Below are 25,976 nucleotides of genomic sequence, written 5' to 3' on the forward strand. Positions count from 1 at the left end.
TTCATTGCGATGATAGAATGCGTCCATAGATGGAAATATGGGCAACCCTTCCTTTTATTGTCTGTTCCCCGAATGGTTAGCACTAGCAAACCATCTGCGGTCGATTGACGGTCCGCTATCCACCTGCTGCTGTAAGCGTTTTGTCAGAACAGTGTGTCGAACCCTATCCTCGACGCATAGTCCTCAAGCGCTGTGTCTGAGATGGCAGCGGGCACTATGGGAATTCGGTGGGCGTCTTCCAGCGAAGTTGCACAGCCAACGGTATCGACATTCCACTTCCCTGCGTGATCGCCAGAACAAGCCGTGCTAACCTTGCCGCCGGTGCGCATGCGATCGTCGCGCTAGACGCCTGGAATCATTTTTAGGTCCTGCAGCATGTGCGCTGGCTCGTCCAGTCGTTGGCCGCCTCCATCCTACGCCAGGCCGGCGTCCCCATCGGTGGCATCTCGCGGACTGGTCGAGCTCGTATGGCGCGGCTGCTCATCTCGGGCGTGGGGTGTGACAACTAGCTTGATTCTGGATGCAAGCTCAACCAGCCTCTTGGAAGGTGGTACCCGCTCAACGGGTGCGCCAGCCATCGTTTCGAAATTTCATGGCATCTCGCCTTGATTTTGGCATTCGGAGCCTGCCTCTTTCGGTCACGTGGGCCGACTTCGATAGGGTGCTCCAGCAATGGTTTGCAGCCGAGGAGCATGTTCGATCGTATCCGGAAAACCCAGTTTCTGATCTCGATAGGATCGATGACGAGTTCCTGCTGGAATCCCTCAAGGTTCTTCGACTGAAAAGGCTAGAGCCGAGACTGACCGACGCAGAGCTTGCCGCAGAGATGAGCATGCTAGAGGAAAGCGACATATCGGCGGCAGCCTACCAACACTTCGGCAGACGCCGACCGGCCCTTCTACGAAAAATTGGACATTCCAACATCGACTCGTTTTCCGTGCCTGCGAGAGACGTTGATAAGACAGATTGAACTATCTGCAGCTTCTACCCTGAGTCGGCGGCTCAAGGCGAGATGCCGTAAAATCCCGGAGTCTTTGAACTAGCCGTGTAACGGTAGGTGCCCAAGTGTCGAAGTCGGTCCTTTCCTTCGCACCGCGCTCGAATGCTCGGTTTCTGTTGGCCAAGTCTTCAATCAACGCCACGGCCTCATCGATTTGCGCATCTCCGTCGTTTCCGACGCGGAGGTACGTGGCTAGAAGTTGAAGGCCTTCGATTGCGGTCGGCACGCCGTCTGGATTGTAGGCTTCGGCTGCTGCTTGAAGGTCATCCAACGTCCTTTTCCAGCCGGAGAGTGCTTCTGCCTGCGACGCCCCTTCGATCGTTTTCTGTCCCAGCGATATTGCAAGCAGGTGAAGTCGTTCCGGGGCTTGATCCAGCCATCGATCGATAATCGGCATCGCCACTTGGGTCGGTGTGCGGGACCTGGTTCGAGCATCGGCGGAAATGGTGGTGATGCGGCCCGGTCTAAAGCCCAGGTCACCGCAGATCTCCCATTGTAGAAAGCGAAGCTCGGCAACGTTGATAGGCCACCACCGGGCGAATTCTTGGGCTCGGTAGAAGGCAATCGCGTCCAGTTCCCTTTGCCCGCTAGCGAGATCACGGCGCTTGAACTCAACGAGACAGAAAGAGGCGAACTCCTCTTCTTTTCCATCTATGGTGAAGTCGCGGAAAGGGTCTATCAGAACAGCCAGTGCACGCGTGCTCGCTTTCTCACGAAGAAGGCTTTTGATGCGGGCTATCTGATCGATCTTGCCTCCGAACCGACGAAGCCGCCCGCCATGCACATATGGCATCCGGTGGTCGAGACCCGACCGATCCAACTGCCACCACCCAACAAGTTCCTTCAGCCATTGTTGCCGTTCTTTTTCATTTAAGGGCTCTGCAATCGGGTATTCCTTCGGCAATGGAAGAGAGCCGGGCAAGGAGACTGGAAGGTCAAGATGGACAATTAGGGTACCCTCCTTCGCCTCCGAAGCGGCTGCCTCGCATGCCCGGTTGTAGACCTCGTCAATGTCGGTTCCCTGGATGATGATTGGAGCGCCGGGAACTGATTTGTTGTTCCAAATCCGCGTGGAGGCCAATACGGTGGGCTTCGTATCGACGCCACCACGAACAAGGGCAATTGGTTCGATCAAGATAGATGGGTTGAATGGCATCCCGGAAATTGAAATTAGACGCGCTGCGTCCGTTTCCCGCCCGACTTCGAACGTCGAACCCGAGATAACCAACGTTTTCCAATGTTCGTCGGAGTCTTGCATGTAGAAATGTTCGAACTGCACCGCGTGCTCATGCTTGTGGCCGTGGATCAGAACTGAAATTCGGCGGTCGCGTACGAACGCGCGAAGTTGTTCCAGATTCGAAAAGTCGGCGAAAGGCTTCAGCTCTTCCCTCAACGAGGGCGCGCGAATGTGATGATGAAGGAGCCCGATGCGAAGCTGTTGGCCGGCCGCGGGTCTGGAAGCGCCTTCAATCTGTTCGCGCAGAACTTCCAGTTGACGGGGCGACACCCTCGCCATGTCATATCTCGCAAGCCCGTTGAGTTGCTTCCGCAAGGTTTTTTCCATCTCGGGATTTTCAGGCGCGAGCAGTGATGGAATGCTGTCCCAGACACCCGAAAGGGGTTTGGGAAGAATTGAGCTAACCTGAGACCAGTTACTCGTGTTGATCGGGAAGACGGCCCAAGCGAGATCTTTCGCCACGAGCACATGAGGTCCGCCGTCGGCAGCCGCTTGGTCGATCCCGTCCAGCCACGGGGTCACACATCCCTCGGCACGCCAGCTCTCCAAAAATTGCCCGTAGCGCTCCGGCGAGCCCGGCTCAGAATCTTTCACCACGTCGTGATTACCGGGAACGGCAACGATGTTTGCCGGCGTAATCCCCACATCAGCCAAGTGCTTTACTAGCATCTCGAACAGAATCTTGTGCCCGCCTGGTTCGCCTTTGTCCTGAGCGTCGCCCGAAAAGAGAACGCCATCAAGTTGCAGCGATTCCTTGCGCAACCGTTCCGCAAGTCGGCTCAACATCAGCTCGAGCACGCCCTCGCGGGTGTCTTGCGTAATGCCGGGGATGTTCACTTTGTGATCGTCACGGGGCAGGGGATTTCCCGAAGCCATTAAATGCACGTCGGTCAAATGAAGAAACACGGCCCGCTCTGACACAAATGTCCTCCCACTGGGTTCCAATATCTCATGATTGCATTTTTTAATGAAATCATAGTATCATGATCTCATGAAACATCCAGCAGTTGCTTCTGATGAGCAGCAGGAAGAATATCTCCAGGTGTTGATCCCCGCTTCAACCAAGCGGCAGCTTGATATTCGCTCCGCTGAGACTCGCGAGCCCTTGCGGATGGTGGTCCTTCGTGCCCTGGATGCCTATGGTTTCACAGTTCCGGCCGGGTCGATCGCTGACAGACGCAGGACGCGCAGAACATGACCGAAGACTTTACCCCGCTGTCAGTAGATGAATATACCGTCAGGGCGATAAGGACCGATCAGCGAAGCGATGCCGGGTCGATGGCTTTTCCGCTGCTGGGGTTGTTCGGAGAAACCGGCAGCCTGCTCAGCGAAGTCAAGAAGAAACAACGTGACCGAACCTCCTATATTGGATACGCGAGCGCGGTCGCTGAGGAGCTCGGCGACGTGTTATGGTATCTCACCGTCGTCGCCGAACGGGCTAGTATCCCTTTGTCGGAGATCGTCGGCGGCGAGAGAACCGCTCAAAAGGGCACGTTGTCATTCTCATCCATTCAGCCGGAGATCATGCCGCGCCGGACGCAGCCGACGCCAGCATTTGAGCGAACATTGCTGCAATTGGCTGGGGCCGTTGGCAGCCTGCTGGCGGATCATGAAGCGGGGCGCCTTTCGGACGACCATTCGACACTCATCGCGCGCCTGAAAACTGTTATGGGATATCTTGTCCAAGCCGCGAGTGAATCCGGCACCACGCTTGAAGCAGCCGCGATCAAGAACTTAGCGAAGATTGACGACCGTTGGCCGGCGGAACGGATTCATCCGGATCTCCTCGATTATCTGGCCATTCCGGAAGAGCAACTCCCTCGCGATCTACGCGTCGAGATCTTCGAACGTGAAGTCGGGTCGCAACGCTATGTTTTCCAGCGCTGCAACGGCTTGAATATAGGTGACCGCCTCACAGACAACGCGATGACGTCCGATGACTACCGCTTTCACGATGTTTTTCACTACGCCTATGTCGCTGCCCTCGGCTGGTCTCCCGTCATCCGCGCCCTTTTAAGGCTCAAGCGGAAGAGTACAGCCAAGATCGACGAGGCACAGGATGGGGCCCGCGCTATCCTGATTGAAGAAGGGGTCACGACCTGGATTTTCGGTCAGGCTGTGAATCTAAATCTTTTCTCTGGTATGGGCGCAGGAGATCTGCCATTCGACCTCCTCAAACACGTTCGGCAGTTTGTCAGCGGCTATGAGGTAGAAGCAGTGCCATTGTGGCTTTGGGAAGATGCGATCCTCCAAGGGTATGCAGCCTTCCGGTTTCTCCGGGAACACCGCCGAGGGTTGCTACATATTGATTCTACGCAGAGACGCCTCACGATCGAGGAGCTACCGTGATCACACCTCGCTCTTTCACCGCCGCGCTGGCCGAACTCGAGCTTCAGAACGTCTTCAATCCCTATCGTGAATGTTGCACCACGCATGATCGAGCCGATGCAGCTCAGATCCGTCGCGACAATTTCGAACGTTGTCTCTCGGCGGCGTTGGAAGCTCATGTCGATACAATCTGGATCGCACGGGACCTCGGCTATCGCGGTGGGCGCCGTACCGGGCTCCCTTTGACGGACGAAGTGCATCTCGATGATGCTTCTCGCTTAATTGGAGGGCACAGGCTCCAAAAAGCGACCACCGGTCCGGTTGTCGCAGAGCGGACCGCGGCCGTCGTATGGAATATGTTGTCGGCGATAGACGAACCTACCGTCCTTTGGAACGTCTTTCCTTTGCACCCGTACGACGCCGGCGATCCCTTCTCAAACCGGTGCCATACTCGCAAGGAGCGCGACATTGCGTGGCCGTTTTTGACGGCTCTTATTTCAATGATAAAGCCTCGCAGGATCATCGCGATCGGCCGGGACGCCGGCCTCGCTTTGGACGGGATCAGCGTGCCCGTATCCACTGTGCGGCATCCGAGCTACGGAGGTCAGGCCGATTTCATCTCCGGTCTTCGCAAGATCTACGGCCTAACGGCCACCAGCCGACAGGGCACCACTTTAGAGTTGCCTTTTTAGAGTAACATAGCATGCGCGACTTACGCTGAGTCGAAATCGGCAAGCAACTTCTCGATGTCAGCTCGCTTGGTCGCTTTGCCTGGCTGGTCTATAACAGCATGCGTTGAGATAACGGTCAGGCTTCCGAGTTCAACCTGACCTTCCCGCGCAACGAAATCCATCAACCTACCTAACCCGATCAGGTTTCCGAGCAGCTTTTCAATATAATAGTGGTTGCGGTACATCACCGTGAGGTTCAATTTCTTCCGATTGGCGCCTTGAGCAAGCTTGAAGCTTAAAAAGCTCAGGCACTGACCGCCATAGGGTGAGTCATCGATGTCGCGGAGGGGATCAAAAATGGCCAGCTCGAACTTGTTTAAAGCGGTGACGTCAGGATCCCTAATTCGTCTGACAATGTCCCAGAGCGGATTTGGCAAATTGTCACTTCCCCCAGGGAGGTGGGTCATCCGCTCAAAGTAGTAGCCCGACCATCGGTCATTCTTCCGTACTTTCGAAAGCACTTTTTCATCGAAGACTTTAAAAAAATCCGGAGCGCCGAAGCTATAATAGAGGCTTTGCGGGAAGATCGTATTTGCGACGGCCTCAACGGCCTTCTCGTGCTTTTCAAGGAAGCTATTGACGACAGCGATTTTCGGATTGGCGCGATCGGCCCCAGCTAGGGGGCTAACGACATCAATGATTACATTGTGCGCTTCATGGCCTGGATTCGCATCGACCAAACGAACGGCCTCGCGCCACGCGGTATCGCAATCAGGCTGCGGCGGAACTGCCAGATACATCTACGTCCTCCAGTAATTCGAGTGCGCCCCACAGACGCGGTGCTAGGAAGTCTTCGGTAAGCCAGGCATAACCAGACACTCCCCAGCGCTGCCCCCAGCTGTTGCGCACGAGCACAGAGCGCTTGTTGTCCACGAAGCCGTGGGCAACTGCGATGACAGCATGTCGGCGTTCTGGCTCCGGCTGCTCCCCTATCGCCGGCGTGACGACGCCTTCGCCCGTGGGACGGAAAAACGAACGGGAGAGGCTCATGAGCAGCACTAGTGGTGTGCCTTTATCGATCAAGCCGATCACATCAGCGATCGAAGCCGCTATCCCGCGGCCGTTGCGGCCGTAAAGCGGAATAGAATTGCCAGGGGGGTGCCATGTATTTTCGTCCTCCGGCGACTTGGGCAAGTATGGCCACCAATCCTCCTCGGGCTGTCCCGCCTTTTTCAGAGCGCCAAGGATTGCAGCCGGCAGAGCCCCCTGCGTGGGCAAGCGGCTGGATCGGCGTTGAGCCTGAAAGAACAGATATTCGCAGGATAGCGGGGACCATTCCCCGCGTGCCGCTGCGTGGGTATCGCTGGCGGCAAAGGCGAGACATGTCGGCCGTGCACCTTGGTTTCGCGCCGGCCCGAACTGCAGGCGAAGATCTTCAATAACGACGATATCGCTCATGCCGCCTCAAGCAAATCGCGACGCTCTGCCCGTGAGAGCCCTTCCTCTTCGGGGCCCGTAAGATCGAACTCCACTTCGAGAGAGGTCAGAGGTGCGTCATCGGGGTCCCAAGGTCGACGCTCGTCTAGCGCCATCGTTCCTCGATAAGAGGAAGCCGGTTGTGCGGTCACCCGGCGAACGACTGGCCCGCCGACCCCACCGCCATCAACCACCTCCAGTTCTTCACGGACGATTGCGAATCCGCTCGCATTTAGCTGATCCATGTCCCAGAGATAGCCGCCGCCGCTATGCTCCTTCAGCCGCAAAACGAAATGATCATTGCGACTGCCATCAATACGCGTGTTCGCGTCTCGCTCCGTCAGCAGCCAGACATCGCCTCGATAGTTCTCGGGTTCATAAGGTTCCAAAAGGGCGGCTTTCAGTTGCCGGGGCTTTGTCAGCAGCAGCTCGCGTGCCAATTTTCGGTCAACGAGGTTATTGCGAACGAGGGTCCAGCAGGTAGCCTCGTAACTGGCCCCCAAACGCAGCGCCAATTGGTAAACCGTACTTGGTCGCCGAAAATTCTCGACCGTCCATTCCTGCCGCATCATGTGCCAGCCTAACAGCCATACCGGCAACATAAAGGCTGCCGCAAATGCATCCGCTTCGACTTCTTGAAGGTCGGACGCCGGTTGCGCATTGATCGGCATCCGGCGCAGCATGCTCTCGTCATCTAAACTCGGCGCATGTTTCATAACATAATGACCGAGTTCGTGAGCAGCGGTGAACCGTTGGATACTCATGGGACGTTCGGTCGTGACAAGGATGCCTGGCGAGGGCTCATTTAGAAATGCACCAAGCAATCCCTTAAGCGGGCGAAGCAAGAGCGGCACATCAAGTTGATGAATCGCCTTGAACACGTCGATATTTCCGCCGCGTGCTTCAATCGTCCCCTTCAGGGTCATATCCCGGTGCACCCGCGCAGCCGCCATTGCGCCTGCCCTCACTGCCCCTGCGTAGTTTTGCGCGACCATTCAATGTCCCCTACTCGCTCGGGATCGCGAACGCAGATATTCGGCAAATTTTCCAAGTTCCGCTCGATCCTGAGTCGACAGGTCCGCAGCACGCCTTGCCAAATGGGCGACATCAACGGGCAGCTCCGACGTAGTTTTATCCTCGCCCGTGAAATAGCCAACAGGCTGGCGGTATAATTTCGCCAAACGACTAAGTTCGATGGCCTCCACCTTGCGTTGACCATTTTCTATATCTGTCAAAGCGGTTCTTGGGATTTTAAGATACTGAGCAACCTCTTCTTGCTTCAACCCAAGATATTTCCGAGATTCACGAAGGCGTTCACCCAAACGTCTTCGCTCGACATCATCATCATCGTCCTTAGCGATCGCGGAACTCTTCATACCTTGATACCTTTGTGTTTTTTCCACCTATCTTCGATTTTCGGCAGCAGATGCTGGATGGCCTCGTCGACCGATGAATATCCGCCCGATTTTACGACCTTGTCGGGCAGCAGGAACCCGAGCGTTGGTTCGACATTGCACAAGATTGAGACCACAACCAGGGAGTCTACCGGCACGGGCATGCTCGAGATCGCAGCGATAGTCGATGGGAGGACAATCCCCTTCATCGCCGCCTCATTCTTGATCGCATCGACCAAATCAGCGCGCAGCGTCGCCTCGATTGACGATGCAGGGAATGTAACACTGCCAAGCGTAGCGGTCGTAGTCGGCACGATGACGCCCCCGTCGTTAACCAGGACATTTTGGGATTATAATGTCGGAAATTCCGACATGCAAGAGTTTTTTACAAGACTGTCATGATGCCATAATTCTCAATTCACCGCCAAGATGACGATCATGATGGAAGCGGATGATGCCCGCCCGTCTGACATGGCTCACGCTTCAACTGCGTCAAAAATTGCCCTACTTATCTTGGGGCTGCGAAGATAAGCGGCGATATCGTGACGATCGTCTTCATTGTCAATAATATCGGTCACGTCTTCGACGCCCTCGAAGCCGATCGATTTCTTTGTGATCGCCTTACCCATCGTCACGAAATCTTCCTGGTTCCGACCATTAACCCATCTCGCAACGGGTGGGGACGGGAGCCGGCCCCGCTTCGGAAGGATCGGCCGGAACATGTCCACGCTCAAAGGCGATCCCACCGTCACAAAAAGGGGAAGCGAGCGCCCCGCAAATGCCTGCCCCGCAAGCATCCGGTAGCTGACGACGGAACCCAGAGAGTGACCAATGACGATGCTCGGATCCTGCTTTCCGGTGAAGACCTGCTTTGTAACGATGCTTTCAATTTTAGCGGCCAATGCCGGATCACCGATATAGATCGCGGCCTGTCTCAAGAATAGCCTTGCGACATATTTCCCTTTTGTCGGTAGCAGCCTCTCCAGGACCCTAGCGAAGGCAATGACCCATCCCTCGTGGGGCACGCCTTGGGCCACGGCCTCCGGCGGAATGCCTTCGGCAATCGCAGCGGCCCGAAGCTCTTCTTCGCTAACGTCGGCTTCGTCGGCATATGCTCTCAGAAATTCGATTGCCAAACCCGAGCTTACGTCGCCGTCACCCATTTCCACGGCCGCGTTCTTTCCATCGCTGGCCTGCGCGAGGATGTCTGCGTAATAAGCAGTGTCGACGGTGAACGTTCTGGTCGGAACGAGTTGCTGGTCCTGCCAGCCTTTTTGGAGTGCCGATAGCCATCTCTCTTTGATGTCATCGACCTTGTACGATTCATTATTGATCCCATGAACAAAAACTAATCTCACGATCAATCTCCTCTGAAGGCAGCGGCGATGTATTTGACGGGAAAGCGTCCGGTGAACGTAGTCACCGGCGACGGCGCTAAATGGTCGATGAATTTCCAGCAACTCTTGTGAAATGGATGGCGGCTCTCGCGGAGGTAGGGCCATCCCATCCGGAGAACAGGCGCTAGACCAGCAACGTTCCCCGATGCGTCAGGAGTGGCGACTTGCGTGAAGTTCGGCGCACCTTGATCTTGTTCAAGAGCTCTTGGTACCGCGGGAACCTCTACCGAGAAGCCATTGTCAGACGGGATAAGTTCAAGTCCCGCGAGCATGGCGATATCGAACGGAATCGGCTGGCCGCGTGTCGTGTAATAATAGGCCATGCGCCGGACGTTATCGATGTCGCCGACCCCATTGTAGAGATAGGCAGCCACGATACCCATCATTGGGTCAAGGTGCTTCGCGTAGCGAACTAGGCCGGCGATCTTTTTGGCGTCGGTGGATCGTAGGTACCCTTGAGACAGACCCTTAAGCGCCTCGGCCGAATGAAGTACGCGGTCTTCGCGACGATCGCCGTAAACAGACACCCAGCTAAGAAATTCAATCCCCTGCTCGTGCTCAAGATTCTCAACGGATGCTACTACGTGCATATCCGCAAAGATCGGAACGAGACTGAGCGAACGGCCCCCATACCGCAGGCAAGCCGTATCGCCGAATCGACGACTGATATTTCCAAGAGTGAAAAAATCAACCCGAGAACCGGGGGCGTCCGTGGACAACAGACGTCGGGCCTTAGCGTGTCTCGGCCCCTGGAACAGGATGTTGGGCCGGCGGCTTCCAACGATCGCAATCGATGATCTTTCTGGACTCGCCTTATAGAGTTCCTCCGCGATGAGCGTAACTAGCGGCGCGCGCCACTCCGAACGGGACAACTCAAACCGCTCTGCCTGCCCTCGCTTGATGCGGTCTTCTTCCTTCGACCGGTATTGCTTTCGGAGGTAGGCGGCAATGTCAGCAAAAACCGTGCGCTCAGACTGTTCCCTGTCGTCCCCACCTTCCCCGGATGCGCCATCGCTGAAATCGGGAAGGTCGGCGCTGCCGTTGCTGAAGGTTGCATTATCGACATCCGATTCTTGGTCGTGAGCGTGGGAAAATGAGAACTCTTCGTAGATGTGATTGAGTGGCCGAAAGCCCGGGTCACACTGTGGCGCCTGTTGTCGATCAACTCCCAACGCAGCTGCAGGGACGTTGCCCTCCAGATAGTCTGAAAGGCTTTGGCTGGTTACTGCCTGTCGGTTTAGTTGCGTTAGTAGGGGGTCGATGTTCGCGCCATCTGGGGCCGACAGCGCCCTCATCAAAACGGACGAGAAAATAAGATATGCCGGCTCGCTACCTGTCGCTGGCATTGCAAAGGAGCTTGTTCCCTCTCGGCACGAATAGAAAATATCCTTCTGCGGATTGCGGGAGCTCCCCTCGAGACGATCTAGTACCGGGTCTCCCGTTCCCGAAAGTGTGCCAGGTGACCGACAAGCATCACTTATGAAAGCGATCTGCAAAGGATCGTAGGATGCCAATACATCACGAAAGGCATTGGCACTTATGCGATCGCGAGATTGGTTTGGGCCAGGTGACAATATCCAGTACTGATCAGGCCACGCGGAAATACCATGCCCGCAGAAGTAGACCACGATACGGTCACGGTCCAACAATACTGATGGATCCGGTTCGTCCTCGCGGTTCGGCGTCAGGAGTTTCCGGATACGGTTAACGGTAACTGGAGCCTTCCTGTCATCTATCTGGACAACATCATAATTGCGTCGCGCCGCCCAGGCGCAAATTCTGTCGTTGGCTTCCAAAACCCCCGGAAGCGTCGCCATATAACGCGGTTTGTGAACTGCTATCCCAACAAAAAGCGGCTTCCCCACCTGAAGTATCTCCCAAATATGATTTACAACTACCTCTAAACGAGCTCCGCAATAAAGTCGCCACCTGTGATTTGCTAGTCAATAAGATCCGCAAGTCATTCTCAACATTCAATTCGCGTTTGCTGGGGACCAGTTAGACGCAGGTTCGGCGGGAGCCAGTCGATCCGCCTCCCGCTGCGAGGCGCCCCCGTGTCGAGGTCAGGCTCTGTGATAACTCTCCTGGGACGACACGAGATCGTCGTTTGCAATCGGTCGCAGCGGTCGCTGATGACAATTTGCTGGCTTCAGTTTTCGACAAAGGTCGAGCTTGCTAAGGAGTGGCGAGATGTCCATGGCCAGATAATTCTCGCACGGGACCTGTTCACTGGCGGTATCAGGGATTGGCTTCGCCCGGCGGACCTAGCCAATCGAACTTAGAGGCCTTTGGTTCGACTGCATTCAAAACCGGCGTCCCACAACTGCTCTTCTTCCTTTCGGACGTTGGCCGGCCATTGGCAAGGTGTCCGCGTTTGGGGGGGCAGTCAGGGACCTTGGACCTACCGGATTGAATGTCCGCTATCGCTATTTTGCTTGCCAGAAACTGCCTGTCGGCAAACGGGCCCCATGGCAGTCATCAAGCAGCGGATAGCCGCACACTACGGCCCCGCAGCTCGCACTTCAGGGTATGCCCTGAAGTGACGTAACATGGTCAGTGTCGGACGATGTAACATCGGAGTTGACACCGACTATTTGTGACAGTGTAGCCTCGGGCTTGAACCTTGAGGTGACACCACATGAGCCGGATCGGTTACGCCCGCGTCAGTACGATTGATCAGGATCTCGACACACAAATCGCCAAGCTCAAAGCTGAAGGCTGCGAAATTGTCCGTTCTGAGAAGGTGTCGGGAGGAAGTCGCGACGGGCGCACTGAGTTGGCAACCGTTTTGGATTTCTTGCGGCCAGGCGATGAGCTGGTGGTGACCAGGTTGGACCGGCTCGGCCGCGATACGCGCGACGTCCTCAACCTGATTTACGAGTGTGAGCAGAAGGGAGCATTTGTCACCGTCCTTGACCCACACGTCTCGACGAGAGGTGAGATGGGTCACATCGTGTTGACCGTTCTTGGGATGGTCGCCCAAATGGAGCGCCGTTTCATCAAGGAGCGGCAGCGGGACGGTATCGAACAGGCTAAACGTAATGGGGTCTACAGGGGTGGCCAGCAGCGCTTAGATTACCACTGTGTGATCCAACTCCACGGTGATGGGGTCAAACCCGCCGAAATCGCGAAAGCTGTTGGCTGTTCTCGAATGCAGGTTTATCGAATTCTGGGCGGCAGGACCAAGCTTCAACATGAACCTACCGAACCCTAACGCAGCAAAGCTCGGCGGCCATTGAATGACCGATATTGGCCGGAAGCAGTCCGACCGGTTCTGGTAGGAACGCACGGCAATGCAGACATTCAATCCGGTGGGTCCGAAGCCTCGAACTGACTCAAAGCAGACCCAGACTGAATGACAGGAACGCGCCGGAGTTGGCGTTCGACGCCGGGGGACATTGCGAAATTGAACTGGTCACCACTCGTCCGTGACGTGTCGTGTCCGCTCGTCAATCTGCGATTGCTGAATCCTGCATCTCCAAAGCTTCCCAAGGCAGGCCTGGCCGCCATACAAAGGCATCCGGGGCGATACCGCGACGAACAACAACGTCTCGCGCCTCTTGAGCGCGTTCGAGCGTGGTACAAGCGGCGACCATTGCTGTCCAATATTTGTTGCGGCCACGAGGTCGCCAAGCCTCCGCTGTCATGTCTGGATACGATTGGCGCAATCTTTCGACGGCCTGCCGAACGCTTTTCTCAGTCCGATAGGAGCCAGCGATAGTCCAATGAGGAGACCCCACCAATGGTTTCCCACATTGGAAATAGCGATCCAGGTATTGCTGACGGTTTGCTGTCTGAAACTCGCTGAGATCTCGATCCGGCTGCGCAAGACTGCTGCACGTCGTGTCCTCGGACAAGAGCCGCCCTGTTTGTGGGTCCTGAGTGTGCGGGAATGGATGCTGCTTGCAGGCGGGGAAGCGATAGTTTCCCCACTGCAGCTCTTTTCTCTGCCCAAGCGCGCCGAGTACCCCTTCCGGGAAGAGTTTCGAGAACACGCGCTCCCTAAGGTAGACATTGGTCCAGATTGGCATTCCTTGCGCGCTGTCTTTATATCCGTCCCTGCCGTAGGTAAGGCGCGCGGGTCCAGAGTGACCTACGCCAATCCTCCTGGGATAGGGAAGACCGTAGGCCTGCCACTGATGGTTCCCATCAATGCTGCGCACCGCATTCTGCAGAAGCGTGTAGTTTCCGCCAAGGGTCGGAAATATTTCTGAAGTGGGTGAGCCGGGTGCAATGTTTCCCACCAGTCGGTTAAGTTCGGGTGGAGCTAACAGGGTGAGCTTGGCTAGGGTAACGGCATTCATGAGCGCAGGAAACTTCTCGGGGGTTAGCTTTGAGTTCTGGATCGACAAATCCCTCTCCACAACACTCGCTACGTCGCCAAAGGTAATAAGTCCCTTTCCCGATTCATCTCTTCCGTAGACATCGTTCAATTTCTGCCTATCTGCATTTCCCTGATTCGTCAGCAATTCGAGAAATTGGGCGGTGCTACGATCAGTAAGGAACCTCACAATTTGGAACGTTGCCTTTACGATTTCAGGCCGTACCTTCTTCTCTACTTGCTTCCTAATTTCTCGTGTAGGCGCAACAATCCATCGAACGATCTCCGGAAGACCATCGATAACTCTATCGACTTCTCCTTGAACGTCCTCAACGAAATTGCGGACTAGGCATCCAGCCTGTCCAACTTCCTTCGGAGCGGCCACAAACACCTGCCCGTAGCACGCGTACCATTCTTGATACTCACCCAGAGGGTTGCCAGTGCTTTGCAACATCGACAATCCAGCTCGATGGCTGGCTTTTATATACTCCTCCATCGCGATGTCGATATCGTCTAGCCAATTTTGAATGAGCAGCGTAAGAGGATTGTAGCTGTCTATGGCCTTCTTGATCTCCGCAACTATCGGAATTATATTTTCCAACTCGTTCGATATCTTATCGCTAAGAGCTTCAGCTTCGATTACGATTTTCTTCTTCGCGTCAAGAATTTGCTCCTGCAATCTAACATCTGCCTCTGCTGCAGCAACCGCAGCATCGTATGTGCCTTCCGCAAGCCCTTTCGTAGCACGGTCTAGTTCAAGCCTCAAATTGTCCAAAATTCCTTTCGTGGCGTCTCTTAGTCGAGCTGCCTCATCGGCTATTCTCTGGGCAGCGTCCTTTCGACGGTGCCAATCTCCGATCTGTCTTCTTGCGCCGGATATTTTATCCTGCAGTTCTTTACATTCTGGCAAAAAGCCCAACAACGTATTGCAGACAAGGTTGCCTAGGCGATCTGCCCATCCAGTAATAGTGTCCTCTAACGCGTCTATTGCCCCCAGCGCTTGAGCCGCTATCCTTGCGGCTTCGGCAAGGGCGTCCGCAGCTATTATCCCCTGTTCGATCCAAAGCTGTTCATTAAAGGTGATGAGTCGCGGGTTTCGCTGAACGATGTTCTTCGCTTCTTCCAAGGCACCCAGCGCCGCCTGATATGCATCGCGCTTTAGGTTCATTGTGGCTTCCTCGGCCTGCAATGAGGTCTTAGCGGCTTGCACCGCGAGCTTTGCACTGGCGAGATCGATCTCGAGTTTGAGCTGCTGCTCAAAAAATTTCGCAGCCCACGACGTAAGCGTCTTGATGACTCCCTGTGTCCCTTTCTGCAGTTCTTCCACCGCGTGGCGGACCTCGTGCATTGAGGTCAGATGATAGCCCGCTTTCGACATTAGATTCTGACGAGCGACTTCGCCGCCCTTGATGAGTGTTTCGCGAAGGAATGATGTCGCGGTGCCAAGGTCTCGACTGAGGTCTATTTCGGCCCCGTTTATGTCGGTCGGATTAGGTGTAAGCCCCTCAATGTATTTCTCCAGAACAAAATGGCGGAGTTCGACCTCGGTTTCACCGTCTGTCAGCAAAAAAATGTCACCGGCATATGCATTTACATAAGAGTGCGCAAATATATCTGCCGCGGCATGACCAACAAATCCGTACGAGAAAGCAACTTCTTCCGACGAATTTGCGTTAGTCAGCAAATGTTTCAGCCAGTCATCGGTCTGCCAGCCACCTTCCACTCCAGGGTGTGTCGTCATCTGTCCAACGATAGGATCAGGAAAGACATCTGGCCCGAGGCTGCCCATTCTATAGCGATCAGGGTGCGCTCTTAGGGCTTGTAGGATGTTGGTCGGAACGTCGTAGTTGTCACCGGCAATCGTTAGGTGGCCATCAGCGGCGTCATTGAGCACTTGCTGAGATATCCAAACGTGAGTCTTCAAACTCCACGCGTGGGCCGACGGGCTGAAGTTGCCCAATATCATTGATACCGTTAGTACAAGGGCCGTTGATCTCCTCTGAAAGAGCAGTTTCATCATCCCCTCCGGTAAAAAGGGTGAGACTTAGGGCCTCGCCCATCTCGTAATAACAGCAACAGGAAAATCCTGAGGTCGGCACTCTGACACAAAGGTATCAGAGTTGCGAGTCGATATATTGTGGTCTGGGCCATCGATAAGTACTTATCGTAACATCGCGGGCGCCAGCGAGTTGAATGTGTTCATTCACAATGCCTCTCCTGCGAGGCGACGCGACGCGAAGGTCCGCTTCTGCAAGTTGAATGCCTCAACGTCTGCCGCGCGAATTGGACAACGTCCGCTCATGGCGCAACCGCGACCTCCAGCGCGGTCGCCGGCGACGTCAGCTTTAAGGAAGCGGCAAAGCTGATCTCTACGGCTGATATTGGGCGCATAGCGGATGTTCGTGCTAAGGCCGAAACTGGAGCCGGCTTATCGCCATTGTCACATCGAGGTTTAGGCTCAACGCTACCTTGTCACAAATAGTCGATATCAACCCAGATGTTACGCTGACGCGTCGCCGGCTGGTTACGTCACTCGGGGGTATACCCTGAAGTGCGAGTGACGGCACAAGGTGAGGGAGGGGAACTACCCGATAGTGGCATCCGGCTTGATCGAGCTAGCTGGCTCCAAGTTGTGTCGATCACTGACATTCTCTCGGCGATCGCCCGCACTGATCGATAGCACGAGCTGCGGTTTCTCTGCTGTGTCCGAACTACAACTTGGCCGCATCGGCCAGGTTCAGGAATCGGCCAGAGGTGCCGCCAGCCCGGCTAATCTATTTGCAGGCGGTCAGCTCCTCAGCGAAGTGAGACAAGGATAGGACATTCGGCAGAATTCTGCGACCCAACCATTTGGCCCCGACGTCATCTGTTCACCCGAACGCGTGTCAGATTGGTTGCTGCGGCGGTATGATTACCGCCGCAGAGTTTTAACGGTCACTTTCTATAAGTTCGTCTGCACCGCCAATCTTCGGCCCTGTCATCCAAGGCGGCGCCACGGGAACGTCTTCGATCACACCCACCCTGCGTGCCCAGGTCGCAAACGTCTTGTGCGCGGCCTCGACCGACTTGCGACCATCATATGCCGAGTAGCATGTATCACAGGCCGCTCCATGGAGGAGGCCGCGCCTTTCGACCGGCCATTCTTCCAGAAATTCTATGGCATCTATGACGCAACCGATCTTTCTAAGGACGAAACTGTCATCTCGTACAAGAATCGGCTGTTTGAACGTAGCGCTTTCCATCGTGACCTCCCTTCCAGCCTAAAGCGACGCTTGTGCCTCTTCGGGTGACGCAGGATGGTTCCTCGGCAAAAGTATGCCGGTCTGCGTGACGCCTTCTGGGCATAGAGAGGATATTGGAAATGGCTCTTTTCAGTTCAAGAGAGAATTGGCGGCCGAGCGCAGCAGCCCCTTTGTGTCGATGGCATCTGATACCCGGCCAGCGCGTCGCTTCAGTCCGCGAGGGCTTCGCACCACCAACCTGTACCTCGGCGCTCTTGGTGGCGTAGCAGGGCCTCGAACCGGCTATGGGGAATTGGCGTCCAGATGTACTGGAAGAGCACCAGCCCCGCGAACGCGCCGATCCTCTACCGGACGGTGAACTGTGTTTCTGTTACTCATGTCCGTTGCGGCCACTCCACACAGGTGCGGGATATAGGTCGCCAAACCGGGACGGCATCGATTGTGGTCTCGCGAAAAAAGAGCGGGCCCGGAAGATTCGGACCCGCCAGCGGCTATGATCAGGCTGCAGAGAGCGGTCGGTCGTTCGCCAGCCAAAGGCTGGCTGCTGCCAGGGCAGCAACCACAACGCCAGCGATGACGTGCGACCACATTGCTGCCGCCAGGCCGGCAAAGCCAAGCACCCAAGGTGCGGCCACAATCCACAGGCCGACGACAAGGTTCGCCCATTCTTCATATTTTTGGAACGCCACCAACGCGCGCGCCGCGATCAGAACGGTGATTACGCCCGCGATGAAGGCGTGCCAGACGGCAACAGCATCGGCAGCATAGCCAAGGAGCCAGGGCGAGAGCGCCAGCGCGATGCCGGCAAGGATGTTTACGACGTCGAGCGCCGGCCTGCTGCTGCCGGAAGTGAGGTTCTTCAACATCGATCATTCTCCTTTCCTGCGTTTCAGTACGTCAATGTACCGCCCTTGAGTCGAGGGCGGGTGCGGCAGCGGGCCTGTTCGGCCCGATGCCGCAAAGCTTCTTGGGTCCGGGTTTGAAACGGACGCAGTCCTTCGGCGAGATCGGCTCAGTCAGGAGGAAGGGTTCGATCTCCCGAGGTTCGAACGCATTGCCGGCGATCTCACTCAATGCGAGATGCGGCCGGCTCGTCGGGCTGGCCGCCAACCGGGGCGCTGCGCCGCGCGCCAGTGCGCGCGCCCGGCCCGCTGCCGCGACCGCAAGCGCGAAGGGGTTCGGGATGGTCCGTTCGGCGTCGAAGACGATCAGTGGGTCCATTCTTGCCTCCAATCATGCGGCTATCCGGGAGCATACCGGGCTGAGCCGAGTCTGGAATCTCTGGGTGTGGCCTTCCAAGGCCAGCAGAGCGAGTTCAACCTCGTCCAATCGCGTCGGACGTGCATTTTCCGGCATGCCTTCAGCGGTGGCCAGGTCGATCAGGTACTCGTTCCAGGCCCAGTTCTTGAGCACGGAACGTTTCTCGTCGGGTGCGAGTACCGGGTCATCCACCACCTCCATCGGGGAGGCGTAGAATGTCTCGGGCTCGGAAAGCGCCGTCTGTATGTGCGCTGCCTGTGCACCAGCGCCATAGTTGTGGCTTGCCTGAAGCCATGCCAATTGCAGACGCTGCCAAACCACGTCGGAAAAGGCGTGCCTCTCCTCCGAGGCTTGCCTGACCTTGGCCTGGCAGCCAGAAGATGGTGCCTGCACCACGTGGTTGAGGCCTTGGCGCTTCGCATAACGGATCGCCGCCTCCAGCGTCGGAAAATCCAGTTGAACCTGGGTCAGAGTGTCCCGGCCGCCCGTATATCCCATCAGCGGCTCGATGAACGGGGCTGTGCGAGGTTCGAAGATCAATCGCCACTCCTTGCGGGGCCTTGCCGAGGTCGTGGCCGAGCGGCATGGCTGGTAGATCCGTGCCGTCACGCCGTCCGGAAACACTGACCGCCCCATTGACAAAGCCGGCTCGTCGAGACGAGGCCGATTGTCATTGTCCGGCCGGACGGAGGTCCTGGTTGGGTTTCTGATGTCGCTGCTTTGAACTGTCTCCATTGTCTGTCCCTCCCATCATTGAAGGGTGGTACGAGCAGCGGCCGTGACGGCCGCTGCTCATACTGCCGTGCGTCAGCTCTTGCCGTTGATTGCGATCCGCTTGGCCTTCGCTTGCGCCCGCTCGGTCTTGGGCAAGGTCACGGTCAGCACCCCGTTCTTGAAGGCGGCGTTGACCTTGTCTTCTTCGACCTCGTAGCCGAGCGGAATGAGGCGCTCGAAGCGACCGTAGAAGCGCTCGGAGAATTGCCGGTCCTTGTCCTCGGTCTCGGAACGCTTCTCGCCTTTAAGCTTGAGCGCCCCGTTGTCCAGCAGGACTTCTATGTCGCTCTCGTCGAGGCCAGGTATTTCCGCCGTGACGCGGACTTCCTTGTCCGTGTCAGAAATTTCTACGCTGGGCCAAGTGGCGGCAAAAGAGGGACTGAAGTCCGGCAGTCTGGCGCCAAAGCTGCGGAAGGCGTCATCGAACAGCCGGTTTACCTCCCGGTGGAGGGAGACGAAGGGGTCTCGATCTCCATCAGGGAAGAGACTGGGCGCGGAGTTTCCGTTGCCCCGGCCCCATGGGATCAAGTCGCGCACGCTCATTGTCTTTCTCCTTTCGTTGGTCTCTGAGCCGGGCCGGACGCCCGGCTCAAGCGATGCCTTCACAGTGGATTGCTCAGGCCGCCAGCTTCTCGGTCTCGACCCTGGGCGCTTCGATCTTCGGCATGCGAGCCCCGCTGGAGATCTCGACCTTGCGCGGTTTCATCTCCTCGGGAACCTCGCGCTTGAGATTGATGCTCAGCAGCCCGTTCTCGAGGCTGGCGCCAGCAACTTTGACATGATCGGCCAGTTCGAACCGACGCTCGAAAGCGCGCCCGTTAATGCCGCGGTAGAGATACTGGCCGTTCTCATCGCCCGATTGCGACCCGCTCACAACCAGCATGTTGGGCTGGCAAGTGATCGTCAGCTGGTCCTGCGAGAAACCGGCGACCGCCATCGTGATGCGATAGGCATCATCATCAACCTTGGCGATATCGTAGGCCGGCCAGTTGTCGAACGAGGCCACACGGCTCGCATTTTCAAGCATGTCGACCATGCGGTCGAAGCCGATGCTGGACCGGTACAGGGGGGTAAAATCGAGGTTCATAACCACATCCTCCTTTGAGCAACATGGATCATAGGAGGCGCCAAGAGCCTTGCCGCCTCCTGGTCTGCCGGCCCCATTGGGCGACCGGCGACTATCAAATTTAGAATCGCGACTTGCACCTTCAAGAGGAAGAATAGGAAAATTTTCAGCGACAATCTGGGCAGACGCACCCATGCCACCCTCCCGCCGGCGGGGTCACTCGCCGACGGGTCCATGGTGCAGGAACATTATGTCGCGCTTAAATCCGATCGATGAATGGCACGAACCCGGCCACCACCGCGCCGTCACTGCCATCAGGACCGGCAAGCTCTTCCGATTGATCCAATTGTTGCAACGCATCCATGATCGCATCGAAGCTGACCGGTTCACCCGCCCCCGGCAGCATACGAAGCGCTGGCACGGATTCTACCGCGCAGGCATCCGACGCCCATGACGAAAGGATGGCGCGCTTCTCCTGAACGTCCAGGGCAACGTCGGCCAAAACGTCGTGGGGGTGTTTGAAATGCCGTGCCGGATGCAGCAAGCGGTCCAGAAAAACGTCAGGGGCCACGGGTTCAATCGAGGCAAAATGGGTCGAAATGGCTGCTTCCATTGATGGTCCTCCGCTTCAGACAATCTCCTGCGTGGTTGAATTTGGCGGCTCTCGCGATTCCCGCCAGACGAAATTTTGGAACGCCTCAAGCAACTTTCAATGGCTCGGCACGGGTCACATCCCCGTCGCAACGCCTTAGAACCATTTTATCGGGCCGGTGAAACAATCGGCGAGAATCTCAGTTCTGACGTCGGGCGAACGAAGGGCCGAATCCGGCAGGAGAACCAGTCATGTCTTACCTCCCAAGGAACTTGTGCATTGGCTTGATCACAGGAGCCCTGATGCTCTCGGCTGGCGGCCTTGCTCCGGCCACCGCACAGGAAATTCCGAACGACTTCAGCGTAATCGTGCGTCAGAAGCTGCCAGCGGTTGTCGCGATCACGACCAGGCAGATCATCCAGGATCAAACGACGCTCAACGACTTTCTCAATCCCTTCGACCGCGGAGGGCATATCCAGCCCCAGGTGCGGGAAGCACTCGGCTCCGGCTTTGTGATCCGTCCCGAAGGCTACATCGTCACCAATAACCATGTCGTCGCCGACGCAACTGAGATTCATGTCGTGTTCTCCGACAAGGAGACGGCGCCCGCGCGGGTGGTGGGCCGCGATCCGGCAACCGACATCGCGGTATTGAAAGTCGATCCTCGACCCAACATGACGGCGACGGCCTGGGGGGATTCGGACGCGATGCAACCAGGGGCTTGGACCATCGCCATCGGCAGTCCCTTCGGCCTCGGGGGCACGGTCACTGTCGGCGTCCTTTCTGCCCGCTCTCGCGATATCCAGGCCGGTCCTTACGACGATTTCCTGCAGACTGACGCCTCGATCAACAGAGGTAACTCGGGAGGTCCTTTGTTCAACGCGCGCGGCGAAGTCATCGGAGTCAACACGGCAATCGTGTCGCCGTCAGGCGGCAGCATAGGCATTGGGTTCGCGGTGCCCTCGCGCACAGCTCGGACCATCGTCGATCAACTGATCAGCACTGGCCGCATCGAGCGCGGCTTCATCGGCGTGCGTCTTCAGGAGATCACGCCCTCCATTGCCGAGGCGCTCGGAATGCCGGGCGCCAAGGGAGCGCTGGTTGCCTCGGTCGAGGCTGGCAGCCCGGCGCAGAAAGCGGGAATCCAGTCCGGCGACGTGATCACCCGGTTCAACGGCAAGGACATCCAAGGCGTCCATGACCTGACGCTGGCGGCAGCAAGCCAAAAGCCGGGATCGAAAGTGACCGTGACAACGAACCGGGGCGGCACAAATCAGGAATTGTCGCTGACTGTCGATCAACGCAGGGACCAGGAGGAACAGACCGGTGCCATTCCAAGCCTGGGGACTGAGGACCAGCGCCTTGGTCTGTCGCTGAGCGCCATTCCGGACGAAGCGCGCCAGCAACTCGGCCTGCAGGCCGACACCACGGGCGTGTTCGTCCAGGATGTCGCTCCCAACAGTCTTGCAGCCGAAAGCGGCATCCGGCCAGGCGACGTCATCGTGTCTGCCAACAACCGAAACATGACCCAGCCGTCCGACGTCCGTGAGGAATGGGCGAAATCCCGTCAGCAGAAAAAGCCAGTGCTATTCCGTATCGACCGGCAGGGACAATCGCTTTTCGTTGCTGTGGCAAACTCTTGAATGGCTGGGGGGCATTGGTCATGTGTCAAAGGGTAGGTCGACACGATCAGTTTACCAAGCAAGGGTCACGGTGATCGTGCCGACCAGCACTGGTCATAAGGAGGGACCCATGCATGTAACCTTTCCGGAACGAGGGATTGCCCAATTATCGCCGACACCCAGGAAGGGCGGTTGGAGCTAGGCATGGTCGGATCGGAGGGTCTGGCGGGAACGGCTGTCGTGCTCGGCGTCGACTGCACGCATCACCTAATGTCCGTTAGAAGTAGGCCCGCACCGCGGGGTGAGCACCGATGCGGGCCCGGCCGAGGGTTGCCTTTCCTCGGCTAGCAGCGCGCGGAGTCGCTGCCGCCAAGAACTGGCCAGAAGTTATTGGGTTCCGCTGATACAAAAAAAAGCCCGCCAGCCGTCAAGCAGCGGGCAGTTCTCATGGGGGAAAGCACTGAATGGGAACAGTGCAACGGCCGAAGTTCGACAGCGCGATTTTGTTCCACCATCCGTGAACCGGCCTGACGTGATTTGGTAAAACCCGTACAGCACCTTTCCGGCCTTTTCGATTTCCATGCGATATGGCTCGCCATGTCTTCGACCTTCCCGACACCGATGCCTGACCGAGATCCTTGCGGAGCTGGCGAGTTCTGGTGCTGGTTCGCGTCTCGATCTGATATGCAAGGTCTGCGATGACGAGGGCAACGAAATCCAGCAATTCAGGGTAGCGTTAAAGGTTCGTGAGAGCCCGGACCTGACGTTTACCGGCCAACCTGCCATTGAAAAAGCCCGCCACCTTTTCGGCAACGGGCAGCATCGGGAGGACGCCCGCCGACCGCCAGCGCTCGGTCAGACGCTCACTGCTTGCGCCACCCCTCGTATCGGATGCGGAGTTTAGTTGCGCATTCACGCTGATATTAAATGGAGCGATTTGAGCGCACGGGAGTTGAGGACCGTGATTATCATTTATGGGTGGGGTCCCGATGTCGCTACCTATAAGTGTTCTGGTTGTCGAAGACGAGCCGCTTATCCTCATGGACGTCGCGGATTTTCTCCTGGGTGACGGGTTTCTGGTTTTTGAAGCGGCCAATGCCAACGAGGCTATTGTTATACTTGAAGCCGGCGTAATGATTGAGGTGATGTTCACCGATATCGATATGCCTGCCGGTATGGACGGCTTGAAACTCTCGGCTGCTGTTCGTGATCGCTGGCCGCCGATCAAAATCGTCGCGACATCCGGCCGTCGCGTCGTGGCGGTGGCGGATCTTCCGCCAGGCAGCGTGTTCTTCGGCAAGCCATATGATCGTGCAGTGGTAGCCGCATGCCTGCGAGGCCTGGTTTCCCGGCCAAGGGTGGCCGGGCGAGGACATGATTAAATCAGTTCGCGCAGGTCGCTTTTGCGATCATTGACCAAGGCGTTCGGGCTGGACTTTCAACGTGACAACCAGTCCATCCTTTGCCCAATCATAATCGATCGAACCGCGCAAATGACCGGTGACGCTGCGTTCGACCAATTTGCTCCCGTAGCCTGGAGCGGCGGTCGGCGGCTTGACGAGAGGCCCCCCGCTCTCCGTCCAGACAATGGAGACGGCATCGGGTTGAGCCGAACAGGAAACGTCGAGCGCTCCCGTCTCGGTCGACAGGGCGCCATATTTCAGAGAGTTGGTTGCAAGTTCGTGGATGATAAGGGCGAGGATCGTTGTCGAAGACTCGCCAACGCTCATCCTGGGCACCGAAACCCGTATGCGACCGCTGAACGCACCCAGATCATCGTACGGCGCAAGAAGTACCGTCAGAAGGTCGCCAAGCAGCGCCGAGGCGGCCTCCGTCTGGCCGGGCACGGGCCTGACCAGATCATGAGCGCGCCCCAATGCAGTCAACCGCTGGGTGAGTTCGCGCGCCATGTCATTTGTCGTGGTCGTGGAACGGGAGGTTATATTGGTAAGGCCGGACGCGATGGTCAGCAGGTTCTTGACGCGGTGGCTCATTTCGCCGGCCAGAAGTTCCCTACCTTCCTCCGCCTGTTTTCTCCCTGTGACATCAAGAAAAATGCCGAACATTAGCCTCTGGACCATTCCCTCGTCATCGCCTTGGCCTCGGGCCGAAATCCACTTCAGTTCGTCACCGATCATGATTCGGAAATCGATTTCATAGGGGCCGACTATCGCCCGCGTCGCGTTGAATGCCGCTCGCACCCGGTCACGGTCGGCCGGATGAATGCGCGCGGACAAGTCCTCAAACTTAACGTCGGTGGCGCGGGGTATACCCCAAAGGTCATAGGCGCGATCGTCCATGGCCAACGCATCGCTATCGACATTCCACGACCAAAGCGTGACACCTGCCGCTTCTATGGCCCGGATCAGGTTCCTGGGCTCCCACAAGAGGGGCTTCAGTTGTTCGGTCGTGGTGGCCATCAACTCGCAAAAGTGTTCGTGGGGGAAATATCTGACGTATAGGAAGCGGACCCTCGGTCCGGTTATTCCAGATCTGCATAAAAGTCGCAGATCAGATCGGCGAGTTTGGTCGCTTCGAAATCCGTCATGTGCGCGGCCGTTTCGACGGCGGTCGTTTCGAGGTCGTCCTGATCCACAGCCAAAAGGTCGAGTATCCGGGCAAATCTGATCTTTAGCTCTCGCGTGCCTTCGAAGTCGTCAATCGTGACCTGAAGAATGCTCTGCGTCGCGTCGATGAGGCGGGTTTGAATGCTGTCGGGAGACGATGCGAGGGTACGGATAGCGGAGAAAAACTGGTCGCGCGCATTGGTGTGGAGTTCGTCCATGGGGAAAATACCTTCTCCGCTGAGGCATGCCTTGGACGTGAGGCGTGAAACGGAATTAGAGCTGGGGGCTATTGGTAGCGAGACGTTTGCCAATATCATATCTCTCAACGATTACCCAGCCTGCAAAAGGCCGGCACTGTCTCAGTTGAAATTGATCCGCCGTCAATCGGCGTCAACCCTCTGTCGCACGACGGGCCGATCTCCTGTATGCTTAGCGGAAAGCATGTGAGTGCCTATGCCCTTCACTGTCATCTGGTATGGAAGACGCGGCATCGTCGACAAAGTGTCCTTCGACGCGGAGAAGGCGGCAAAAGACCATGCCATCGCAATGTTCCCGACCCGTAAGGGTGACGATGGGATCATTTCCGTTGAAGTTCGTAAAGACAACGGCGCTGTCGTCTTTAGTCACGCGGAGAACTGAGAGAGTGAGACCAGCGCCACAGCCGTTATGCCGGTCCGCCTTTCAACAGCAGAGCTTGTGAGCCGGACGCTCAGTTTTTGGCCCGCTCATCGGTCCAGTTACGGCCTGCCTACAATCATGGTTGTGAATGTCAGTTCTAGACGTATTAGCCGCAAGCTGCGCGCTTTAGATTACCCCGCCCGTCGGTTTCGAGGTTCAGCCTCGTGTCGCTGTAGTTGTGAATGACGGCCTGGCCGGGCGCGATTACTCTGACGTCCCCTTTGGACCGGACCGGCGCGCCACCTACACGGACATCCTCAGCGGAATTGCCCGTGACGGGAAGGCCGATCTTGTTTTGCAGAGCGGCGGCTCCGCAGTCTGGTGGATGGCGTGCGGGCGGAGCAATACCAG

25 protein-coding genes are annotated in these 25,976 nt (G+C 56.9%); 7 read left to right on the top strand and 18 right to left on the bottom strand.

Annotation, left to right across the window (positions count from 1 at the left end; all coding sequences use genetic code 11):
- The first annotated feature begins 592 nt into the window (after positions 1-592).
- On the top strand, positions 593-970 hold the full coding sequence (locus EJ079_RS02855; RefSeq protein WP_127808001.1) for a hypothetical protein: 378 nt from the start codon (positions 593-595) through the stop codon (positions 968-970).
- Position 971: 1 nt separating this feature from the next.
- Here the strand turns inward: EJ079_RS02855 and EJ079_RS02860 are convergent, their stop codons facing one another.
- A complete protein-coding gene (locus EJ079_RS02860; RefSeq protein ID WP_127808002.1) occupies positions 972-3,143 on the bottom strand; it encodes a metallophosphoesterase in 2,172 nt (723 codons plus the stop codon).
- Positions 3,144-3,431: 288 nt separating this feature from the next.
- Here EJ079_RS02860 and EJ079_RS02870 point away from each other — a divergent pair, with 288 nt between their 5' ends.
- Both EJ079_RS02870 and EJ079_RS02875 read left to right on the top strand, forming a co-directional pair.
- Positions 3,432-4,586, top strand: coding sequence for a nucleoside triphosphate pyrophosphohydrolase family protein (locus EJ079_RS02870; protein ID WP_127808004.1), 1,155 nt, complete (start codon positions 3,432-3,434; stop codon positions 4,584-4,586).
- Positions 4,583-5,257, top strand: coding sequence for a uracil-DNA glycosylase (locus EJ079_RS02875; RefSeq protein WP_245481805.1), 675 nt, complete (start codon positions 4,583-4,585; stop codon positions 5,255-5,257). The genes EJ079_RS02870 and EJ079_RS02875 overlap by 4 nt, the downstream gene beginning before the upstream one ends.
- Positions 5,258-5,277: 20 nt before the next feature.
- Here the strand turns inward: EJ079_RS02875 and EJ079_RS02880 are convergent, their stop codons facing one another.
- From EJ079_RS02880 to EJ079_RS02910, 7 genes are all read right to left on the bottom strand, one after another.
- On the bottom strand, positions 5,278-6,036 hold the full coding sequence (locus EJ079_RS02880) for a hypothetical protein (RefSeq protein WP_210214654.1): 759 nt from the start codon (positions 6,034-6,036) through the stop codon (positions 5,278-5,280).
- Entirely contained in the window at positions 6,008-6,694 is a 687-nt protein-coding gene (locus EJ079_RS02885; protein WP_127808005.1) for a C1 family peptidase, read from the bottom strand. Before EJ079_RS02885 ends, EJ079_RS02880 begins: the two co-directional genes overlap by 29 nt.
- Positions 6,691-7,707, bottom strand: coding sequence for an ImmA/IrrE family metallo-endopeptidase (locus EJ079_RS02890; RefSeq protein ID WP_127808006.1), 1,017 nt, complete (start codon positions 7,705-7,707; stop codon positions 6,691-6,693). Before EJ079_RS02890 ends, EJ079_RS02885 begins: the two co-directional genes overlap by 4 nt.
- Positions 7,708-8,088, bottom strand: a complete 381-nt coding sequence (locus EJ079_RS02895) for a helix-turn-helix transcriptional regulator (protein ID WP_127808007.1) — start codon at positions 8,086-8,088, stop codon at positions 7,708-7,710.
- The gene (locus EJ079_RS02900) at positions 8,085-8,420 is read right to left on the bottom strand and encodes a hypothetical protein (RefSeq protein ID WP_210214655.1); all 336 of its coding nucleotides are present in this window, start codon (positions 8,418-8,420) and stop codon (positions 8,085-8,087) included. The genes EJ079_RS02895 and EJ079_RS02900 overlap by 4 nt, the downstream gene beginning before the upstream one ends.
- Before the next feature lie 162 nt (positions 8,421-8,582).
- Complete coding sequence (locus tag EJ079_RS02905; RefSeq protein ID WP_127808008.1) at positions 8,583-9,464, bottom strand: hypothetical protein; 882 nt, start codon at positions 9,462-9,464, stop codon at positions 8,583-8,585.
- Positions 9,465-9,466: 2 nt separating this feature from the next.
- Positions 9,467-11,368 (bottom strand): caspase family protein, encoded by a 1,902-nt coding sequence (locus EJ079_RS02910; protein WP_127808009.1) that lies wholly within the window; start codon positions 11,366-11,368, stop codon positions 9,467-9,469.
- A 773-nt stretch (positions 11,369-12,141) separates the two neighbouring features.
- Here EJ079_RS02910 and EJ079_RS02915 point away from each other — a divergent pair.
- The gene (locus EJ079_RS02915) at positions 12,142-12,717 is read left to right on the top strand and encodes a recombinase family protein (protein ID WP_127808010.1); all 576 of its coding nucleotides are present in this window, start codon (positions 12,142-12,144) and stop codon (positions 12,715-12,717) included.
- Positions 12,718-12,952: 235 nt separating this feature from the next.
- Here the strand turns inward: EJ079_RS02915 and EJ079_RS02920 are convergent, their stop codons facing one another.
- The 8 genes from EJ079_RS02920 to EJ079_RS02955 form a co-directional block, all read right to left on the bottom strand.
- Entirely contained in the window at positions 12,953-15,844 is a 2,892-nt protein-coding gene (locus tag EJ079_RS02920; RefSeq protein ID WP_127808011.1) for a zinc dependent phospholipase C family protein, read from the bottom strand.
- Positions 15,845-16,751: 907 nt separating this feature from the next.
- Positions 16,752-17,066: a DUF982 domain-containing protein gene (locus EJ079_RS02925; protein WP_127808012.1), complete on the bottom strand. Its 315-nt coding sequence runs from the start codon at positions 17,064-17,066 to the stop codon at positions 16,752-16,754.
- Positions 17,067-17,563: 497 nt separating this feature from the next.
- Complete coding sequence (locus EJ079_RS02930) at positions 17,564-17,932, bottom strand: SPW repeat protein (RefSeq protein WP_127808013.1); 369 nt, start codon at positions 17,930-17,932, stop codon at positions 17,564-17,566.
- Positions 17,933-17,963: 31 nt separating this feature from the next.
- Positions 17,964-18,287 carry an RNA polymerase rpb6 gene (locus EJ079_RS02935; RefSeq protein ID WP_127808014.1) on the bottom strand — a complete coding sequence of 108 codons (324 nt, stop codon included), beginning with the start codon at positions 18,285-18,287 and terminating at the stop codon, positions 17,964-17,966.
- Between the two features lie 12 nt (positions 18,288-18,299).
- Complete coding sequence (locus EJ079_RS02940; RefSeq protein WP_127808015.1) at positions 18,300-19,061, bottom strand: NADH dehydrogenase ubiquinone Fe-S protein 4; 762 nt, start codon at positions 19,059-19,061, stop codon at positions 18,300-18,302.
- 72 nt (positions 19,062-19,133) lie between these two features.
- A complete protein-coding gene (locus EJ079_RS02945) occupies positions 19,134-19,643 on the bottom strand; it encodes an Hsp20/alpha crystallin family protein (protein ID WP_127808016.1) in 510 nt (169 codons plus the stop codon).
- 73 nt (positions 19,644-19,716) lie between these two features.
- Positions 19,717-20,193 carry an Hsp20 family protein gene (locus EJ079_RS02950; RefSeq protein ID WP_164873915.1) on the bottom strand — a complete coding sequence of 159 codons (477 nt, stop codon included), beginning with the start codon at positions 20,191-20,193 and terminating at the stop codon, positions 19,717-19,719.
- 232 nt (positions 20,194-20,425) lie between these two features.
- Positions 20,426-20,779 carry a hypothetical protein gene (locus tag EJ079_RS02955; protein WP_127808017.1) on the bottom strand — a complete coding sequence of 118 codons (354 nt, stop codon included), beginning with the start codon at positions 20,777-20,779 and terminating at the stop codon, positions 20,426-20,428.
- Positions 20,780-21,060: 281 nt separating this feature from the next.
- On the opposite strand from EJ079_RS02955, the gene EJ079_RS02960 reads away from it, so the two are divergent.
- Both EJ079_RS02960 and EJ079_RS02965 read left to right on the top strand, forming a co-directional pair.
- The gene (locus tag EJ079_RS02960) at positions 21,061-22,401 is read left to right on the top strand and encodes a Do family serine endopeptidase (RefSeq protein ID WP_245481806.1); all 1,341 of its coding nucleotides are present in this window, start codon (positions 21,061-21,063) and stop codon (positions 22,399-22,401) included.
- A 968-nt stretch (positions 22,402-23,369) separates the two neighbouring features.
- Positions 23,370-23,762, top strand: coding sequence for a response regulator (locus EJ079_RS02965; RefSeq protein ID WP_127808019.1), 393 nt, complete (start codon positions 23,370-23,372; stop codon positions 23,760-23,762).
- A gap of 27 nt (positions 23,763-23,789) precedes the next feature.
- Here the strand turns inward: EJ079_RS02965 and EJ079_RS02970 are convergent, their stop codons facing one another.
- Both EJ079_RS02970 and EJ079_RS02975 read right to left on the bottom strand, forming a co-directional pair.
- On the bottom strand, positions 23,790-24,800 hold the full coding sequence (locus EJ079_RS02970) for a sensor histidine kinase (RefSeq protein ID WP_127808020.1): 1,011 nt from the start codon (positions 24,798-24,800) through the stop codon (positions 23,790-23,792).
- Between the two features lie 62 nt (positions 24,801-24,862).
- The gene (locus tag EJ079_RS02975; RefSeq protein ID WP_127808021.1) at positions 24,863-25,165 is read right to left on the bottom strand and encodes a hypothetical protein; all 303 of its coding nucleotides are present in this window, start codon (positions 25,163-25,165) and stop codon (positions 24,863-24,865) included.
- Positions 25,166-25,394: 229 nt separating this feature from the next.
- On the opposite strand from EJ079_RS02975, the gene EJ079_RS02980 reads away from it, so the two are divergent.
- Entirely contained in the window at positions 25,395-25,586 is a 192-nt protein-coding gene (locus tag EJ079_RS02980; RefSeq protein ID WP_127808022.1) for a hypothetical protein, read from the top strand.
- The last annotated feature ends 390 nt before the right edge of the window (positions 25,587-25,976 follow it).

This window comes from Mesorhizobium sp. M7A.F.Ce.TU.012.03.2.1 (assembly GCF_004006095.1).
GTDB lineage: Bacteria > Pseudomonadota > Alphaproteobacteria > Rhizobiales > Rhizobiaceae > Mesorhizobium.

Coding starts and splice junctions, on each gene's coding strand:
- EJ079_RS02955 (WP_127808017.1), bottom strand. CDS start 20,779: ATGGAAGCAGCCATTTCGACCCATTTTGCCTCGATTGAACCCGTGGCC.
- EJ079_RS02960 (WP_245481806.1), top strand. CDS start 21,061: ATGCTCTCGGCTGGCGGCCTTGCTCCGGCCACCGCACAGGAAATTCCG.
- EJ079_RS02870 (WP_127808004.1), top strand. CDS start 3,432: ATGACCGAAGACTTTACCCCGCTGTCAGTAGATGAATATACCGTCAGG.
- EJ079_RS02880 (WP_210214654.1), bottom strand. CDS start 6,036: ATGTATCTGGCAGTTCCGCCGCAGCCTGATTGCGATACCGCGTGGCGC.
- EJ079_RS02855 (WP_127808001.1), top strand. CDS start 593: ATGGCATCTCGCCTTGATTTTGGCATTCGGAGCCTGCCTCTTTCGGTC.
- EJ079_RS02930 (WP_127808013.1), bottom strand. CDS start 17,932: ATGTTGAAGAACCTCACTTCCGGCAGCAGCAGGCCGGCGCTCGACGTC.
- EJ079_RS02915 (WP_127808010.1), top strand. CDS start 12,142: ATGAGCCGGATCGGTTACGCCCGCGTCAGTACGATTGATCAGGATCTC.
- EJ079_RS02940 (WP_127808015.1), bottom strand. CDS start 19,061: ATGGAGACAGTTCAAAGCAGCGACATCAGAAACCCAACCAGGACCTCC.
- EJ079_RS02895 (WP_127808007.1), bottom strand. CDS start 8,088: ATGAAGAGTTCCGCGATCGCTAAGGACGATGATGATGATGTCGAGCGA.
- EJ079_RS02975 (WP_127808021.1), bottom strand. CDS start 25,165: ATGGACGAACTCCACACCAATGCGCGCGACCAGTTTTTCTCCGCTATC.
- EJ079_RS02935 (WP_127808014.1), bottom strand. CDS start 18,287: ATGGACCCACTGATCGTCTTCGACGCCGAACGGACCATCCCGAACCCC.
- EJ079_RS02890 (WP_127808006.1), bottom strand. CDS start 7,707: ATGGTCGCGCAAAACTACGCAGGGGCAGTGAGGGCAGGCGCAATGGCG.
- EJ079_RS02970 (WP_127808020.1), bottom strand. CDS start 24,800: ATGGCCACCACGACCGAACAACTGAAGCCCCTCTTGTGGGAGCCCAGG.
- EJ079_RS02965 (WP_127808019.1), top strand. CDS start 23,370: ATGTCGCTACCTATAAGTGTTCTGGTTGTCGAAGACGAGCCGCTTATC.
- EJ079_RS02885 (WP_127808005.1), bottom strand. CDS start 6,694: ATGAGCGATATCGTCGTTATTGAAGATCTTCGCCTGCAGTTCGGGCCG.
- EJ079_RS02945 (WP_127808016.1), bottom strand. CDS start 19,643: ATGAGCGTGCGCGACTTGATCCCATGGGGCCGGGGCAACGGAAACTCC.
- EJ079_RS02920 (WP_127808011.1), bottom strand. CDS start 15,844: ATGATGAAACTGCTCTTTCAGAGGAGATCAACGGCCCTTGTACTAACG.
- EJ079_RS02925 (WP_127808012.1), bottom strand. CDS start 17,066: ATGGAAAGCGCTACGTTCAAACAGCCGATTCTTGTACGAGATGACAGT.